At 67.9% G+C, this 13,168-nt stretch carries 17 protein-coding genes; 9 read left to right on the plus strand and 8 right to left on the minus strand.

Features of this window, described 5'->3' with window-relative positions:
- Positions 1-2 precede the first annotated feature (2 nt).
- From ACVOLJ_RS07185 to ACVOLJ_RS07195, 3 genes are all read left to right on the plus strand, one after another.
- Positions 3-446: a hypothetical protein gene (locus ACVOLJ_RS07185; RefSeq protein WP_481563798.1), complete on the plus strand. Its 444-nt coding sequence runs from the start codon at positions 3-5 to the stop codon at positions 444-446.
- An 11-nt stretch (positions 447-457) separates the two neighbouring features.
- Positions 458-958: a GNAT family N-acetyltransferase gene (locus tag ACVOLJ_RS07190; protein WP_481563799.1), complete on the plus strand. Its 501-nt coding sequence runs from the start codon at positions 458-460 to the stop codon at positions 956-958.
- Positions 959-1,080: 122 nt separating this feature from the next.
- Positions 1,081-1,512, plus strand: coding sequence for a pyridoxamine 5'-phosphate oxidase family protein (locus tag ACVOLJ_RS07195; protein WP_481563800.1), 432 nt, complete (start codon positions 1,081-1,083; stop codon positions 1,510-1,512).
- A 24-nt stretch (positions 1,513-1,536) separates the two neighbouring features.
- On the opposite strand, the gene ACVOLJ_RS07200 is transcribed toward ACVOLJ_RS07195, so the two are convergent.
- Both ACVOLJ_RS07200 and ACVOLJ_RS07205 read right to left on the minus strand, forming a co-directional pair.
- The gene (locus ACVOLJ_RS07200; protein WP_481563801.1) at positions 1,537-2,922 is read right to left on the minus strand and encodes a DUF2867 domain-containing protein; all 1,386 of its coding nucleotides are present in this window, start codon (positions 2,920-2,922) and stop codon (positions 1,537-1,539) included.
- 11 nt (positions 2,923-2,933) lie between these two features.
- Entirely contained in the window at positions 2,934-3,245 is a 312-nt protein-coding gene (locus ACVOLJ_RS07205) for a metalloregulator ArsR/SmtB family transcription factor (RefSeq protein ID WP_025873922.1), read from the minus strand.
- Between the two features lie 131 nt (positions 3,246-3,376).
- Between ACVOLJ_RS07205 and ACVOLJ_RS07210 the strand changes: the two genes are divergently transcribed.
- The 5 genes from ACVOLJ_RS07210 (at position 3,377) to ACVOLJ_RS07230 (ending at position 7,677) form a co-directional block, all read left to right on the plus strand.
- Entirely contained in the window at positions 3,377-3,976 is a 600-nt protein-coding gene (locus ACVOLJ_RS07210) for an NMCC_0638 family (lipo)protein (protein WP_481563802.1), read from the plus strand.
- A 208-nt stretch (positions 3,977-4,184) separates the two neighbouring features.
- A complete protein-coding gene (locus ACVOLJ_RS07215) occupies positions 4,185-4,652 on the plus strand; it encodes a DUF2975 domain-containing protein (protein ID WP_475278173.1) in 468 nt (155 codons plus the stop codon).
- Positions 4,653-4,665: 13 nt separating this feature from the next.
- On the plus strand, positions 4,666-4,890 hold the full coding sequence (locus ACVOLJ_RS07220) for a helix-turn-helix domain-containing protein (protein WP_475277711.1): 225 nt from the start codon (positions 4,666-4,668) through the stop codon (positions 4,888-4,890).
- Positions 4,891-4,940: 50 nt separating this feature from the next.
- Positions 4,941-6,479 (plus strand): TerC family protein, encoded by a 1,539-nt coding sequence (locus ACVOLJ_RS07225; protein ID WP_481563803.1) that lies wholly within the window; start codon positions 4,941-4,943, stop codon positions 6,477-6,479.
- Positions 6,480-6,540: 61 nt separating this feature from the next.
- Positions 6,541-7,677: a metallophosphoesterase gene (locus tag ACVOLJ_RS07230; protein ID WP_481563830.1), complete on the plus strand. Its 1,137-nt coding sequence runs from the start codon at positions 6,541-6,543 to the stop codon at positions 7,675-7,677.
- Positions 7,678-7,718: 41 nt separating this feature from the next.
- Here ACVOLJ_RS07230 and ACVOLJ_RS07235 read toward each other — a convergent pair whose 3' ends face one another.
- From ACVOLJ_RS07235 to ACVOLJ_RS07260, 6 genes are all read right to left on the minus strand, one after another.
- A complete protein-coding gene (locus ACVOLJ_RS07235) occupies positions 7,719-8,453 on the minus strand; it encodes an SDR family NAD(P)-dependent oxidoreductase (protein WP_481563804.1) in 735 nt (244 codons plus the stop codon).
- Between the two features lie 25 nt (positions 8,454-8,478).
- Complete coding sequence (locus ACVOLJ_RS07240; protein ID WP_475277714.1) at positions 8,479-9,117, minus strand: ferric reductase-like transmembrane domain-containing protein; 639 nt, start codon at positions 9,115-9,117, stop codon at positions 8,479-8,481.
- A 55-nt stretch (positions 9,118-9,172) separates the two neighbouring features.
- Positions 9,173-9,907 (minus strand): HvfC family RiPP maturation protein, encoded by a 735-nt coding sequence (locus ACVOLJ_RS07245; RefSeq protein WP_475277715.1) that lies wholly within the window; start codon positions 9,905-9,907, stop codon positions 9,173-9,175.
- Positions 9,900-10,751, minus strand: a complete 852-nt coding sequence (locus ACVOLJ_RS07250; RefSeq protein ID WP_481563805.1) for an HvfB family MNIO-type RiPP peptide maturase — start codon at positions 10,749-10,751, stop codon at positions 9,900-9,902. The genes ACVOLJ_RS07245 and ACVOLJ_RS07250 overlap by 8 nt, the downstream gene beginning before the upstream one ends.
- Positions 10,752-10,807: 56 nt before the next feature.
- A complete protein-coding gene (locus ACVOLJ_RS07255) occupies positions 10,808-11,284 on the minus strand; it encodes an HvfA family oxazolone/thioamide-modified RiPP metallophore (RefSeq protein ID WP_475277717.1) in 477 nt (158 codons plus the stop codon).
- Positions 11,285-11,389: 105 nt separating this feature from the next.
- Entirely contained in the window at positions 11,390-12,034 is a 645-nt protein-coding gene (locus tag ACVOLJ_RS07260) for an HvfX family Cu-binding RiPP maturation protein (protein ID WP_475277718.1), read from the minus strand.
- A gap of 339 nt (positions 12,035-12,373) precedes the next feature.
- On the opposite strand from ACVOLJ_RS07260, the gene ACVOLJ_RS07265 reads away from it, so the two are divergent.
- Positions 12,374-13,168, plus strand: a complete 795-nt coding sequence (locus ACVOLJ_RS07265; protein ID WP_481563806.1) for an alpha/beta fold hydrolase — start codon at positions 12,374-12,376, stop codon at positions 13,166-13,168.

Consider the following 13,168-nt stretch of genomic DNA (forward strand, 5'->3'; position numbering starts at 1 on the left):
TCATGGCCCTTCGTTGTGTTGTGACTGCCGCCCTGGCGGCCGGCCTGTTCGCGGGGTGCGCCAGCAGCGCGCCGCATCACGATGCCGGTGCCGACGCACCCCGGCATCCGTCCATCGCCGCCGACGCGAGCCCGGTTCCGGCGTTCACCGGTGGTGGCGCGGGTTGGAGCATCGAGATCGCCTCCACCGGCAAAGGCAACCACGATGCCACGCTCGTCGTCGACGGGCGCAGCAGCGCGGGAACACTGCGCTACCTCGGCCAACCGGCCGGTGCACCGGGTTCATTGACGGTGCTCAACGGCGAGCTGGGCAAACAGCCCGCCATCGTCGAGATCAAGCGCGAGCCCTGCCGCAATGCCGAAGGCGTGGATACCTCGGCCAGCGTGCAGGTGACTGTCGAGGGCCAGCCGCAGCGCCGCGGCTGCGGATTCCTGGCGGTGTACTGACCGTTGCCCGCATGATCGAAATCCCGTTGCTGGAAACACCCCGCCTGCGCCTGCGTGCGCAGCGCATCGACGATTTCCCGGTATACGCCGCGTTCCTCGCATCGCCGCGTGCAGCGGGCATGGGCGGGCCCTTCGGTGAGGTCGCCGCGTGGGGGCAGTTCTGCCATGACCTGGCCAGCTGGCATCTGTTCGGCCACGGCGCATTGATGATCGAACGCCGCGACACCGGCGGGTGCATAGGCCAGGTGGGTATCAACCACGGGCCGTTGTTTCCCGAGCCGGAGCTGGGCTGGCTGCTGTACGCCGGGCAGGAAGGGCAGGGCTATGCCGGCGAAGCGGCGGCCGCACTGCGCGACTGGGCGTTCGAGGTGCGCGGGTTGCCGACGCTGGTGAGCTACATGACCGCGGACAACCGCGCTTCGCAGGCCGTGGCGGTTCGCCTTGGCGGGGTGCTGGATGCGATGGCGGCGCGCAGCGATCCGGACGATCTGGTGTTCCGCTATCCGTGCTGACGACCTGTCCCGGTGCGTCGCGGATGGCAGAGGCCCAGCGTGAAGAATCCGGCAGTGCCCATCCACGCGTCGGTCACCGGGGTGGGCTGAGGCTGGGCTCCACCCTGTTGAAGGAGCCACCCATGACCACGCTTACCCTGCCGGAACTTGCGAAGAAGATGGCCGGCATCGATTTCACCATGCTGCAGACCCGCGCCGGCGGCGAGATTGCAGGCCGCCCGATGAGCAACAACGGCGATGTCGACTACGACGGCGACAGCTGGTTCTTCACCCTTGAAAACACCGACATGGTGCGCGAGATCGAAGCCGACCCTGCCGTGGCACTGAGCTTTTCGGGCAGCAAATCGCTGCTGGGCAAACCGCCACTGTTCGTGCACGTGCAGGGCAGGGCCGCGCTCATCCGCGACCGCGCCACGATGGCCCGCCATTGGGTGAAGGACCTGGAGCGCTGGTTCGAACAGGGCGTCGATACCCCGGGACTGGTGCTGATCCACGTGCACGCCGCCCGCATCCATTACTGGGACGGCGAAGATGCAGGCGAGATCGTGGTGTGAGTAGCCCGCTCGCGCGGGCACCTGTCAGGGATGCGCGGGCTCGCCGGTCCAGCCGGCAAGTTCCGGTGCAAGCGCGTGTTCCACCGCACGGCGCAGCAAGGCCGGGGCGATGTAGTGACGATGCACCCCATCGATCAGCGCCATGTAGGCACGGCCAAATGCGTTGTGGGTCTGCACGCGTGAGCCGAGGCTGACGTCCACCGTGCCGGCCTCGGTGATGTGCACCCGCACGCTGCTGCGGAAGCGCAGGTGGCGGTCGTCGGCGCCGAGCAGGACTTCGGCGCAGCGGTCATCGGCATCCACGTGGGCGGCCAGCACCGGGAAACGACCGGCGAACAGCGTGCTGCGATCGGTTGAAAGCAGTGACGAGACCGGGCAACCCAGCGGCGAGGTGCGCAGTTTGAGCGGTGCGACCAGACGATTGCGCAGGGCCATCAGCTGGCCCACCCCTGCGGGCGGGTTGCGCAGGAAGCCGTCCAGCACGTCGGCCAGCAGGGCGGAGGCGCTGTGCTGCACCAGCTGCTCGCGGCGCAACGCAAGCGTGGTCAGGTCCTGGTAGTGGCTGCCGGGCAGGGCGTTGGCCAGCAGGCCCTGCGCAGGCGGCGTACTGCGGCACACCGGGTAGGCCGGTGTCGCCCGTTCCACAAAGCCGCGCAGCGGCTCCAGGCTGAGCCGGCGCAGGGGGCCAAGCAGTGCACGCGTCTGCCTGCACAGGCGGGCACGCAGGCTGGGCGCTGCCGCCTGCAGCGACAACTGCAGCAGTGGCGAAGCGGCCAGTGCGGCAGCACTGGGCCAATGCATCTGCGGCAGCACCTCGGTCAGGCTGGGAATGTCGGCGGCATTGGCCTGTGCCTGCAGGCGTGCCTGCTCGCTCATCGCGCCGGCCAGTTCGTTGCTGTGGCACGACAGCGCGAACAGGGCCGGGTGTGCAGGATGGTTCGAGGCGAACTGGTGCCACGTACCGCCGCCGAAGCGAACGGTGAACAGGCAATCCGGCGGGATGCGGATGCGCCGCAACGCACGCAGGAAACGCGAAGGATCGTCGGCCAGCTGCGCATCGGATGCACTGGCAAAGCGCAGCTCGGCGCCCGCGCTTCCGGCGATGGCGGTGAACATGCGTGGCCCGCCGTGGCGATGGAAGGGATGGCCGCCGGCACCGACCATGAAGCTGTACAGCGATGACACATCGCCCTGTTGCAGGTGCATGCCGCCGAGCCGCGCCGAAGGCTCGTCGAGCGCATCGATGAAGGCGGGATGATGGCGCTGGCGTTGGCTGGCATCGGCAACCAGCGCATCGCCGGCACCGATGCCCAGCTGTGCGATCAGGGTGACTTCAACCGGGCCGCCGCCTTCCTGGGCGGGAAGCTGGATACTCGGGAACGAACGGCTGGTGCGGGTCGAACCGGGCATCGCAGTGCTCCTCAGCGGGCGGGGGTCTTGCGGCGTGCGCGCGCTTCGCGCTTCAGCGGGCCACCGACCGGACACACTTCGGCGGCCCAGGAAAACAGCGTGTTCGCCAGGCGGTCGGGCACCTGGCGGAAGTACACGAACTGGCCGCGTTTCTCGCGTTCGATCAGGCCGGCGTCTTCCAGGATGCGCAGGTGACTGGACAATGCCGGCTTGCTGAAATCGAAACGTTCGGCCAGCTCGCCCGCGCTCAGTTCGCCTGCGCTGAGGTAGGCCAGGATCTGTCGGCGCGCGGTGGAGGCAAGGGCTTCGAAGATGCGGTCCATGGCTGTAGTTAACTAATTCGTTAATTGATGTTGTTCCGGCTGGCGCACGATGTCAAGTGGTCGCGCAACCGTTGCGCTGCGCCCCCCGCCTTTGCCATCCTCCCCGCTGTTTTCCGTTCCCTGGAGTTTCCATGCGCGCAGCCCCCTGGCTGGTGGTTGGCCTGCTGCTGCCGGTGCTGGCGCTGGCCCAGCCCGCGCGCGCGCCAAAGGGCGCGGCGCCGGCGCAGGACCCCTTCAGTGAGCTGTTCGACACGGCGTGCATGCAGCACATCGGTGCACCGGCGCGGTTGCAGTCGCTGATGGATGCCAATGGCCTGAGCCCGTTGCCGGCGGCCGAGGCGGCAACGCTGCTGCAGGGGCAGCAGGGCATGGCGTGGATGGTGCCGCTGGCCAGTGGCCGTTACGCGGTCAGCTGGGCCGATGATGGCACCTGCACGGTTTACGCCGAAAAGGCCGAACCGGCGGTGGTGCAGAAGGGGTTTGCACGGTTGATGCAGGCGGCGCCGAAGCCCCTGCAGATCCGTTCGCTGCCCGCGCGTGGGCCGTTGTCCGGCGACCAGGTGGCCATCCAGTACGGCTGGGCCAGCCCCGGCGAAAGCAAGCTGCGCGTGCGCTTCCGCTTGGTCACCCGGCAGGCGGCCGAAGCGGGCGTACAGGCGATGGCCTCGGCCACGCCGGGCGAGGCCATGCGGAAAGCCGGCGCGCCGCCGGCTGCGCAGAGCACCCGCTGACCCCCGCTGGCGGCGCGCCCTTGGCGGCGGGCTGCGCGTTCGATTCATCCAATCGGCCTGGATGTGGTATATCGTTTATCGATAAATCCACCCCGGGGCGGCGCAGCCGTCCCCCATCGGAGGCTGCTTGACCGCTCGACCCGCCCGCGCGCAACCTGCGCGCGGCTTGTTCACCCTGGCCCAGACCGCCGTGCAGGCGGTACGCGCAATGTGCTGGCTGGGCATCCTGGCCGCCCTGCTGGCCGTGCCGCTGGTGGCCTACGACCGCAGCTGGCTGCTGGACAGCGTGCACGATGCGCATGCCGCAGCCGTACATGGTTCCCATCTGTTCCTGCATTTCTGCGGCGGCCTCGGTGCCATCGTGGCCTTGCTGGTGCTGTGCCTGGTGTTCCTGCGCCATCTGGCAAGGCTGCTGCGCTCGGCCGCTCGCGAACGCCCCTTCACCCACGCCAACGCACAGCGCCTGCAGCGCATGGCGTGGTTGATGCTGTCGATGGAAGTGCTGTCGATCGTGATCGGCGTGTACGCCAGCTGGATGGGCCCGGACTTCGCCTGGATGGAAGTGGGCGGCGGCATGTCCATCACCGGGCTGGTGGCGGTGCTGATGCTGTTCGTACTGGCGCGGGTGTTCGCCGTTGGCGCGGCGATGCGCGATGACCTGGACGGTGTGATCTGATGGAACAGCTCTGATGGCGATCGTCATCACACTCGACCGCATGCTGCAGCAACGCGGCATGACCTTGTCCGAACTGGCGGGGCGGATCGACATCACCCTGGCCAATCTGTCGATCCTGAAGACCGGCAAGGCGCGCGCGATCCGCTTTTCCACCCTTGATGCGATCTGCCGCGAACTGCAGTGCAGCCCCGGTGACCTGCTGGGGCATGACCCCACGCAGGCACAGGACGGCGACTGAGCGCTGGCACTGCATTGCTACTTTCCCTCTACTGACGAAACGGAACTGAAATGGAATGGTTGGCTGACCCCTCGATATGGATGGGCCTTGCAACCCTGGTCGTGCTGGAGATCGTTCTCGGCATCGACAACCTGGTGTTCATCGCGATCCTGGCCGACAAGCTGCCCCCGCACCAGCGTGACCGCGCGCGGGTGATCGGCCTGGTGCTGGCGTTGCTGATGCGGTTGGTGCTGCTGGCAGCGCTGGCGTGGATCATGAAACTGACCGCGCCGCTGCTCACCTTGTTCGACCACAGCTTCAGCGGGCGTGACCTGATCCTGCTGGGCGGCGGCCTGTTCCTGCTGTTCAAGGGCACCATGGAACTGCACGAGCGGCTGGAAGGCCGCGAGCACCACGAAGATGGCAAGAAGGTCTACGCCAGCTTCGCGATGGTGGTGGCGCAGATCGTGGTGCTCGATGCGGTGTTCTCGCTGGACTCGGTAATCACCGCGGTCGGCATGGTCGACAACCTCGGCGTGATGTACGCGGCGGTGACCATCGCGATGGCATTGATGCTGCTGGCCAGCAAGCCGCTCACCCGCTTCGTCAACAAGCATCCCACCGTGGTGGTGCTGTGCCTGGGCTTCCTGTTGATGATCGGTTTCAGCCTGGTGGCCGAAGGACTGGGCTACAAGATCCCGAAGGGCTATCTGTATGCGGCGATCGCATTCTCGATCCTGGTGGAAGCGTTCAACCAGTGGGTGCGGTTCAACCGCGAGCGCAACGAGCAGCGGCAGCCGTTCCGCCAGCGCACGGCCGATGCGGTGCTGCGCCTGCTGGGTGCCCGCCAGGCCAACGGCCACGACGCGCAGGAAAACGAGGAAGACAACAGCAACGAAGAGCGCCTGCAGCCGGCCGAGCACGAGATGATCCGCAGCGTGCTGGGCCTGGCCGACCGCCCGGTATCCAGCGTGATGACCGTGCGTGCGGACGTGCAGTGGATCGACCTGTCGCGTGGCCACGACGATGTGGTGGCGCGCCTGGTGGCTTCGCCGCATACGCGCCTGCTGGTGGGCGACGGTGACCTGGACAGCCTGCGTGGCGTGGTGCAGAGCCGCGACCTGCTGGCCGATCTGCTGCAGGGCAGGCCGCTGCAGCTGGAAGGCAACCTGCGCGAACCGCAGTTCGTACTGTCCAGCGCGAGTGCGTTGCAGGTACTGGAACTGATCCGCCAGCACCCGGTGCCGCTGGCGGTGGCCGTGGACGAGTACGGCAGCGTGGAGGGGCTGGTAACCGCCAATGACCTGCTGGCTGCCATTGCCGGTGACCTGGCCGATACCCAGGACGAGCGCTACGGCGTGATCGCGCAGGGCGAGGACTGCTGGGACGCCGATGGCGCGCTGACCCTGGATGACCTGCAGCGCCTGGCCGGGGTGTCGCTGCCGCGCAGCGTGGACTACATGACCATCTCCGGGCTGGTGCTGGAGCAGCTGGGACGCCTGCCCGATGTGGGCGACACACTGGAGGTGGCTGGTATCCGCATTACCGTGCTGGCGATGGAAAAGCGCCGTATCGCGCGACTGCGGGTGGAACGCCTGCCATTGGTGTGACGGCGCATCTACCCAATGACATCTCCAGCCGTCACCATGGCGGCCCTGTTTTCCGTATTGGATTGTGGTTGTGCTGAGTACGTTGGGTTTGTTGATGGGCCTGTATGTGGCGTGGCGGCTGTTGTGGCCGCTGCGCCTGCCGGTCTGGTTGAAGGCAGTGCTGTCGGCGCTGCTGGTGGCGGTGGCGGTACAGCTGCGGATCGTCGCCAGCTTCTGGGGCACGATGGCGTCGCCGGAAATTCCGAAGATGGCCATCGCCACGCTCGCCACCGGTTCCACTGCGGTGCTGCTGCTGGCCCTGATGCTGCTGGTGCTGGATGTGGTCCTGCTCGGCGCACGCCTGCTGCGTTCACCGCGTCTGGCGCAGGCCCTGCGCGCGAGCACCCTGCGCCCGGTGGCCGCCGTGGCGGCACTGCTGCTCAGCGCGTTCGGCGTCAGCCAGGGCATGGCCGTGCCCACACCGCGGCAGATCGAAGTGACCATTGCCGGGCTGCCGCCGTCCTTCGATGGTTACCGCGTGCTGCAGCTCACCGATATCCATGCCAGCCGCCTGCTGACCGGCGATTGGGTGCGCAGGGTCGTGGCCGAAAGCAATGCCTTGAACCCCGACCTGGTGGTGATTACCGGTGACCTGATCGACGGCAGCGTGCAGGCGCGCCACGACGACTACACGCCGCTGGGCGAGCTGCGTGCGCCCGATGGGGTGATCGCCATTACCGGCAACCACGAGTACTACGCGCAGTACAGTGAATGGATGCAGGCATTCCGCGCGCTGCACATGCAGGTGCTGGAAAACAGCCATACCCAGGTACGCCGTGGCGAGGCGGCGTTGACCATCGCCGGCGTGACCGACCCGGTGGCGGCACGCTATGGCCTGCCCCTGCCGGACCTGGAGGCGGCGCTGGCCGGGGCCGATGCGGCCGCGCCGGTGATCCTGCTCGATCACCGCCCGCGCAATGCACGTGATGCCGCCGCACGCGGAGTGAAGCTGCAGTTGTCCGGGCATACCCATGGCGGCCAGATCATCGGCATGGACCAGCTGGTGAAGCGCGCCAATGGGGGGTATGTATCCGGCCGCTACCAGGTGGACGGCATGACGCTGTATGTCAGCAACGGCGCCGGCCTGTGGGCAGGCTTCCCGGCGCGCATCGGCGTGCCTTCGGAGATCACCCTGATCACGCTGCGCCGTGCGCCCTGAAGCTGGGTGGCGCGGCGCTGAACGCGTGATCGGTGCAGGGCTCAAAGGATGAAGCCGCCATCGATGGTCAGGCTGCTGCCGGTCATGTAACCCGCCTCTGGCCCGGCTACCCAGCTGGCCAGCGAGGCGATCTCGGCGGGTTGGGCGATGCGGCCCAGCGGAACCCGCGCGGCCAGCATCCCGTCCAGCCCGGCGGTAATGTCGGTGGCGGTCGGGCCGGGCTGCAGGTTGTTGACGGTGATGCCACGCGGGGCAAGCTCCAGTGCCAGCTCGCGCACCAGCGCGGCCACCGCCGCCTTGCTCATCGCGTACAGGCTGCTGCCGGGCGAACCGCTGCGCACGGCGGTGTTGCTGCCAATGGTGATGATGCGGCCGCCGGCCGACAGATGCGGCAGGGCCGCCTGGATGGCCAGCACCACGCCACGGATGTTCACCGTCAGCAATTGGTCCAGCGTGGGCAGGTCCACGCTGTCGATCGGGGTATGCCGGTACAGGCCGGCGTTGACCACCAGCACATCCAGCCCATTGAATGCCTGCGCGGCTTCCGCCACGGCCTTGCGCAGCGCTTCTGCATCGCCGCTGTCGGCCTGGAAGGACACGGCACGACCACCGTGCATGCGGATGGCATCAAGCGATGCCTGCGCGCCATCGGCATGCGAGACATGGGTGAGGGCCACATCGTGGCCGTCGGCCGCCAGGCGTTGCGCGATGGCCGCGCCGATGCCACGCGAGCCACCGATGACCAGTGCGCGGCGACGGGGAGAAGAATCGGACATGTCAGTACTCCAGTTGGAAGGGCGGTCACGCCGCCGGCAGGGAAGGACGGGCGTGGGCGGTGCGGCGCAGTGACTGCGCACGCTTGGCGATCCAGCGCACGACGAAGGCGGTGAACAGCAGCGCCGAAGGCACCGCGTACCAGAAGTTGCCCGGCACGCGCTTGAAGTAGGAATAGGTGAATACCGCGGCGATGATCCACATGCCGGTCACGTGCAGGCGTCGCCAGGCAGTAGGCCCCATGCGCCGGGCCAGGCCACGGTGCGAGGTGATGGCCAGGGCCAGGATCGCGACGTAGCCGATGCTGCCAGGCAGGTTGGCCAACGCCGACCGCGCTGGCCAGAACGCCGGGTTGAGGATGCCGAAGGCGGTGATGGCGATGGCATGCAGCAGGTGCGAGAAGGCGAATGACAGGCCGACGATGCGGCGCTCACGCAGCACGAAGCGGGTGAATGGCCCAGGCAGCAGGCTGGCGAAGGAGGACGCGGTGAACGCGGCCAGGAACAACAGGAACGATGTGCGTGCGGTCACCCGGATCGCCGCGCGGCTGCCTTCGACAGTGTCCGGCTGCAGTGCGAATGCAGCCACCGCGATGGCGATCAGTACAACGGCGATGGCCACGAACAGGCGCCAGCCGCGCAGGAAAGAGGAAGTTGCAACAGCCATGGTCAGACCTCGTTGGATAGGGGAAACGGGATGTGGCGGACGCTGGCCGGCGCGCTCAGGCAGCTGTCAGCGCAACCAGCACACCGGCAGCGCACAATTCGGCCAGCAGCGGTGCACAGAGCGCCTGCAGCTCGGCTGGCGCGATGCCATGCGCCGCTGCCAATGCCTGCTGGGCCAGATCCACGCGCGTGCCGTCGCTGCCGAATGCCGACAGCAGTGCGTAGGCCAGCGGTGCCAGCGCAGCGACCTGCAGGCTGAAATCGGGCAGGCGACGCATCAGCAACAGCGTCGCCGTGGCATCGGTGTGCTGGTGCAGTACATCGTCTGCATGCACCGGCCATTGGTAGCCCAGCACGCGTGCGTGTGCTGACACCGCCAGTACGTCATCGGCAGCCGGCGCGCGCTGCAGCAGTAGGCCCGCATCGTGCGGTTCAATCTGCACCGCCTGCTGCGTGCTTTCGTAGTGGGCCAGCTCCGCCGCCCAGCTGGGCAGGGGCAGCGGCTGCTGCACCGCAAGCCAGCGGGCGAACTCACTGGCGATCTGCGGAAACAACGGCGTCTGGCAAGCGTGGTTCGCGTAGTAGTACTCCACGGTGGCGCGCCATTGCACTGAACCCAGCTGCTGCTGCAGGCGCGGCAGGCTGCTGGACAGCAGGCTGTCCAGGCTGTCGATGCACAGGCGACGGTAGGCCCGCAGCCGGCGCGGCTCGATACCCTGCGGTGCCGGTCGCGATGGATCGCGCATGTGGTCGGCCCAGCGGTGCTGCAGTGTGGCCAGCGACTCAGCCATGGGCCACCTCCGGTACCGCAGCATCGGTCTGCGCCAGGCGGATCTGGTCGACCTCGGCCAGCAGTTCGGCCAGCGGTGGGAAATTGAAATCGCGCTCCAGCAGGGTGGGGCGCACGCCCACGCATGCATAGGCCTGGCGCAGCAGGCTCCACACCACGCCCTTCACCGGCGCGCCATGGGTATCGATCTTGAAGCCATCGTCCTCGTCGAAGTGTCCGGCCACATGCAGCGAGGCCACGCGACGCGGCGGCACGCGGGCAAGGAAATCGAAGGCGTCGTAGCCGTTGTTGCAGGCGTTGACGAAGACGTTGTTGACGTCCAGCAACAGGTCGCAGTCTGCTTCATCGAGCACGGCGTTGATGAATGCGATCTCGCTCATGTCAGCGCCGGGCACCGCGTAGTAGGAGATGTTTTCCACCGCGATGCGCCGGCCCAGGCTGTCCTGCACCTGGGCGATGCGGCCGGCGACGTGGCGCACGGCTTCGGCGGTGAACGGCAGCGGCAGCAGGTCGTAGACGTGTCCGCCGGCGGCGCAGTAGCTCAGGTGTTCGCTGTACAGCTGCACCTGGTGCAGGTCCAGGAAGGCGCGGGTCTGTTGCAGCAGCGAGCGGTCCAGCGGATCGGGACCGCCCAGCGACAGCGACAGGCCATGGCAGGTGAGGCGGTGACGCTCGCTCAGCTGGCGCAGCGCGGCGCCGTGCGCGCCGCCGATACCGATCCAGTTGTCCGGCGAGCATTCGAGGAAATCGATGGCACCGGCCGGCATCGCCAGCAGTTCATCGATCAGCCCGCGGCGCAGGCCAAGACCGGCACTGGCGGAAGGCAGGGACAGGGGCAGGGACATGCGCGGTACTCCGGGGCAGTGGCGCCGCCGTGGGGGCGGCGCCGGATGGTGGGCGATCAGTCGTTGACGCGCGAGAACAGGCCCTTCGGCATCGGCTTGCCGTTGGCGGTGTAGACGCTGCGCAGGTAGTCGTGGGCTTCCTGTTCGCTGATGTAGCCGTCGTGATCGGTATCGATGCGGTCGAACTCGGCGGCGCGCTTGGCGGCGACGGCATTGAACTCGGCACGCGACACCTTGCCGTCGTGGTCACGATCGGTGCGGGCGAACGAAGCGTCGCCGCACTTGCCTTCGCCACACTGGCCCTCGGCCACGCGGGCCTTGCCGGCGGGCTTGCTGGTACCGGCCTTGTTGGCGCCGCACTTGCCTTCACCACACTTGCCCTCGGCGGCGGCACTGACCGCCACGGCGCTGATCGCCAACGGTTGGATGGCGGCGGCCTGGCCGGCCAGCAGCAGGCCACCGGCCAGGGCGATGCCGATGGCACCGATGCGCGGCAGGCGGGACGTGGAGGTGTTCTTGGTCGAGATGGACATGCGGATGACTCCTTGGAAGGCACGCGGGGCGTGCGGGATGGACGCCACCGGGACGGCGGCGCAATGCGGATGGCGGAAAGCAGAGGGGGGAAGGAGCGAAGCCGGTCAGGCCGGGCGGCGACGGCGCAGCACGTGGCCCAGCAGCAGTGCAGCACCGAGCAGCGCACCGCCAAACCCGATGCCCGGCAGCAGTGCGGCCACCGGCAGCAGCAGGGCAATCAGGCTGACGCCCCAGCCGAGGCTGTCGTTGCCGGCGGTGGCGCGCTGCGGGCTGGCCAGCAGCCGGTCGAGGCTGAGTGCACCGCCGCCGTTGAGGATCAGTGGCAGCAGCATGGCCAGGAACAGCAGCGGCAGCTTGAAGTTGCCGTAACCCTGGTCGGTGATCGCATAGCCCTGCCACAGTTCGGCCAGGCCGTTCCACTGGTCGGGCCAGTGCACTGCGGCGATGGCAACGATGGTCAGCACCCAGAAGATGTAGGCCACCGAGCGGGTGGCCAGGCCCAGCAGCAGCATCACCGCGCCCACCAGTTCCAGCCAGGTGGCCAGCTGCCAGTTGAGCGATGCGGGCAGGGTGGAAAACGGGAACGGGAAGCGACCGTCCAGGTCGGCGAACCAGTTCTGCCCGCCCAGCTTCTCGCGGCCGGACTCGAAGAATTCCCAGGCCAGCAGTACACGCAGGGCCAGTGGCGAGAGCCAGCGGCCAACGGCATCCAGGCGGGGGGTGTGCAGCGAAGCGGTGGTGCTGATCATGTCGGTGTCCTGCGGGCCAGTGGTCGATGGAGGCCATTTCAGGACGTGCAGGTATCGGCAACGTGTGCCGTTGCGAGGGGTTTTGTCAGCCACTGTGGTGTCGGCGGGGTTTTGTACAGTCCGATACAAAACCGCCGCGTCGGGGGGCGTATCGGGGTGTTGCGCGCGCGCGGGGAACGATATCCACGCCGCAGCGTTGGCCCATGCCCGGCGGCCGAATGTATCCCACTGTAGGAACCGGCCGCCGCCCTACAGTCCGGTACAACTCCGCCCGGTGCCGAAACAGCACCGATACACCCGCAGGTGGAAATGGCCACTCCCAACACCGGAGTGCCACCCATGATCCGCACCAGCCTGCTTGCAGCCGCCCTGGCTTTGGCCAGCGTTGCCACCCCTGCCTTCGCCGCATCGATCGATGGCGGCGCAGCGCCCACCATCATCCTGGTTCACGGCGCGTTCGCCGATGGCTCCAGCTGGAACAAGGTCATCGGTACCCTGCACGACTGGAAGCTGCCGACCGTGGCGGTGCAGAACCCGCTCAGCTCGCTGGCCGACGATGTGGCCGCCACCCGCCGTGCCATTGCCGCCGCGCCGGGCAAGGTGGTGCTGGTGGGCCATAGCTGGGGCGGCACGGTGATCACTGAAGCCGGCAACGACCCGAAGGTGCAGGCCCTGGTCTACGTGGCGGCGTTCGCGCCGGATGTCGGCCAGTCATCCGCGCAGCAGGGCGAAGGTTTCCCGGTCGGCCCTGGGCTGGCCCGCCTGCAGGAGCGTGACGGCTACCTGACCCTGCCGGCCGATGCGATCGCGCAGGACTTCGCGCCGGACGTGATGAAGAAGACCGCAGCACTGCTGTACAGCACCCAGGTGCCGCTGAGGGCCAGCGCATTGGGCGAGGCGGTGAGCGCAGCGGCATGGCGCAGCAAGCCTAGCTGGTATGTGATCAGCCGCGATGACCGCATGCTGTCGCCACAGCTGCAGGCGGCCACCGCACGCCGCATCGGCGCGCAGGTACAGTCGATCGGCAGTAGTCACGTGTCGCTGCTCTCGCACCCTGCACAGGTCGCCGACAGCATCCTTGAAGCGGCCGGGGTGAAGCCGGCCGAACTGCCGCTGGCCGAGCAGGGAGGCTGA

The organism is Stenotrophomonas sp. STEN046, from assembly GCF_056759755.1.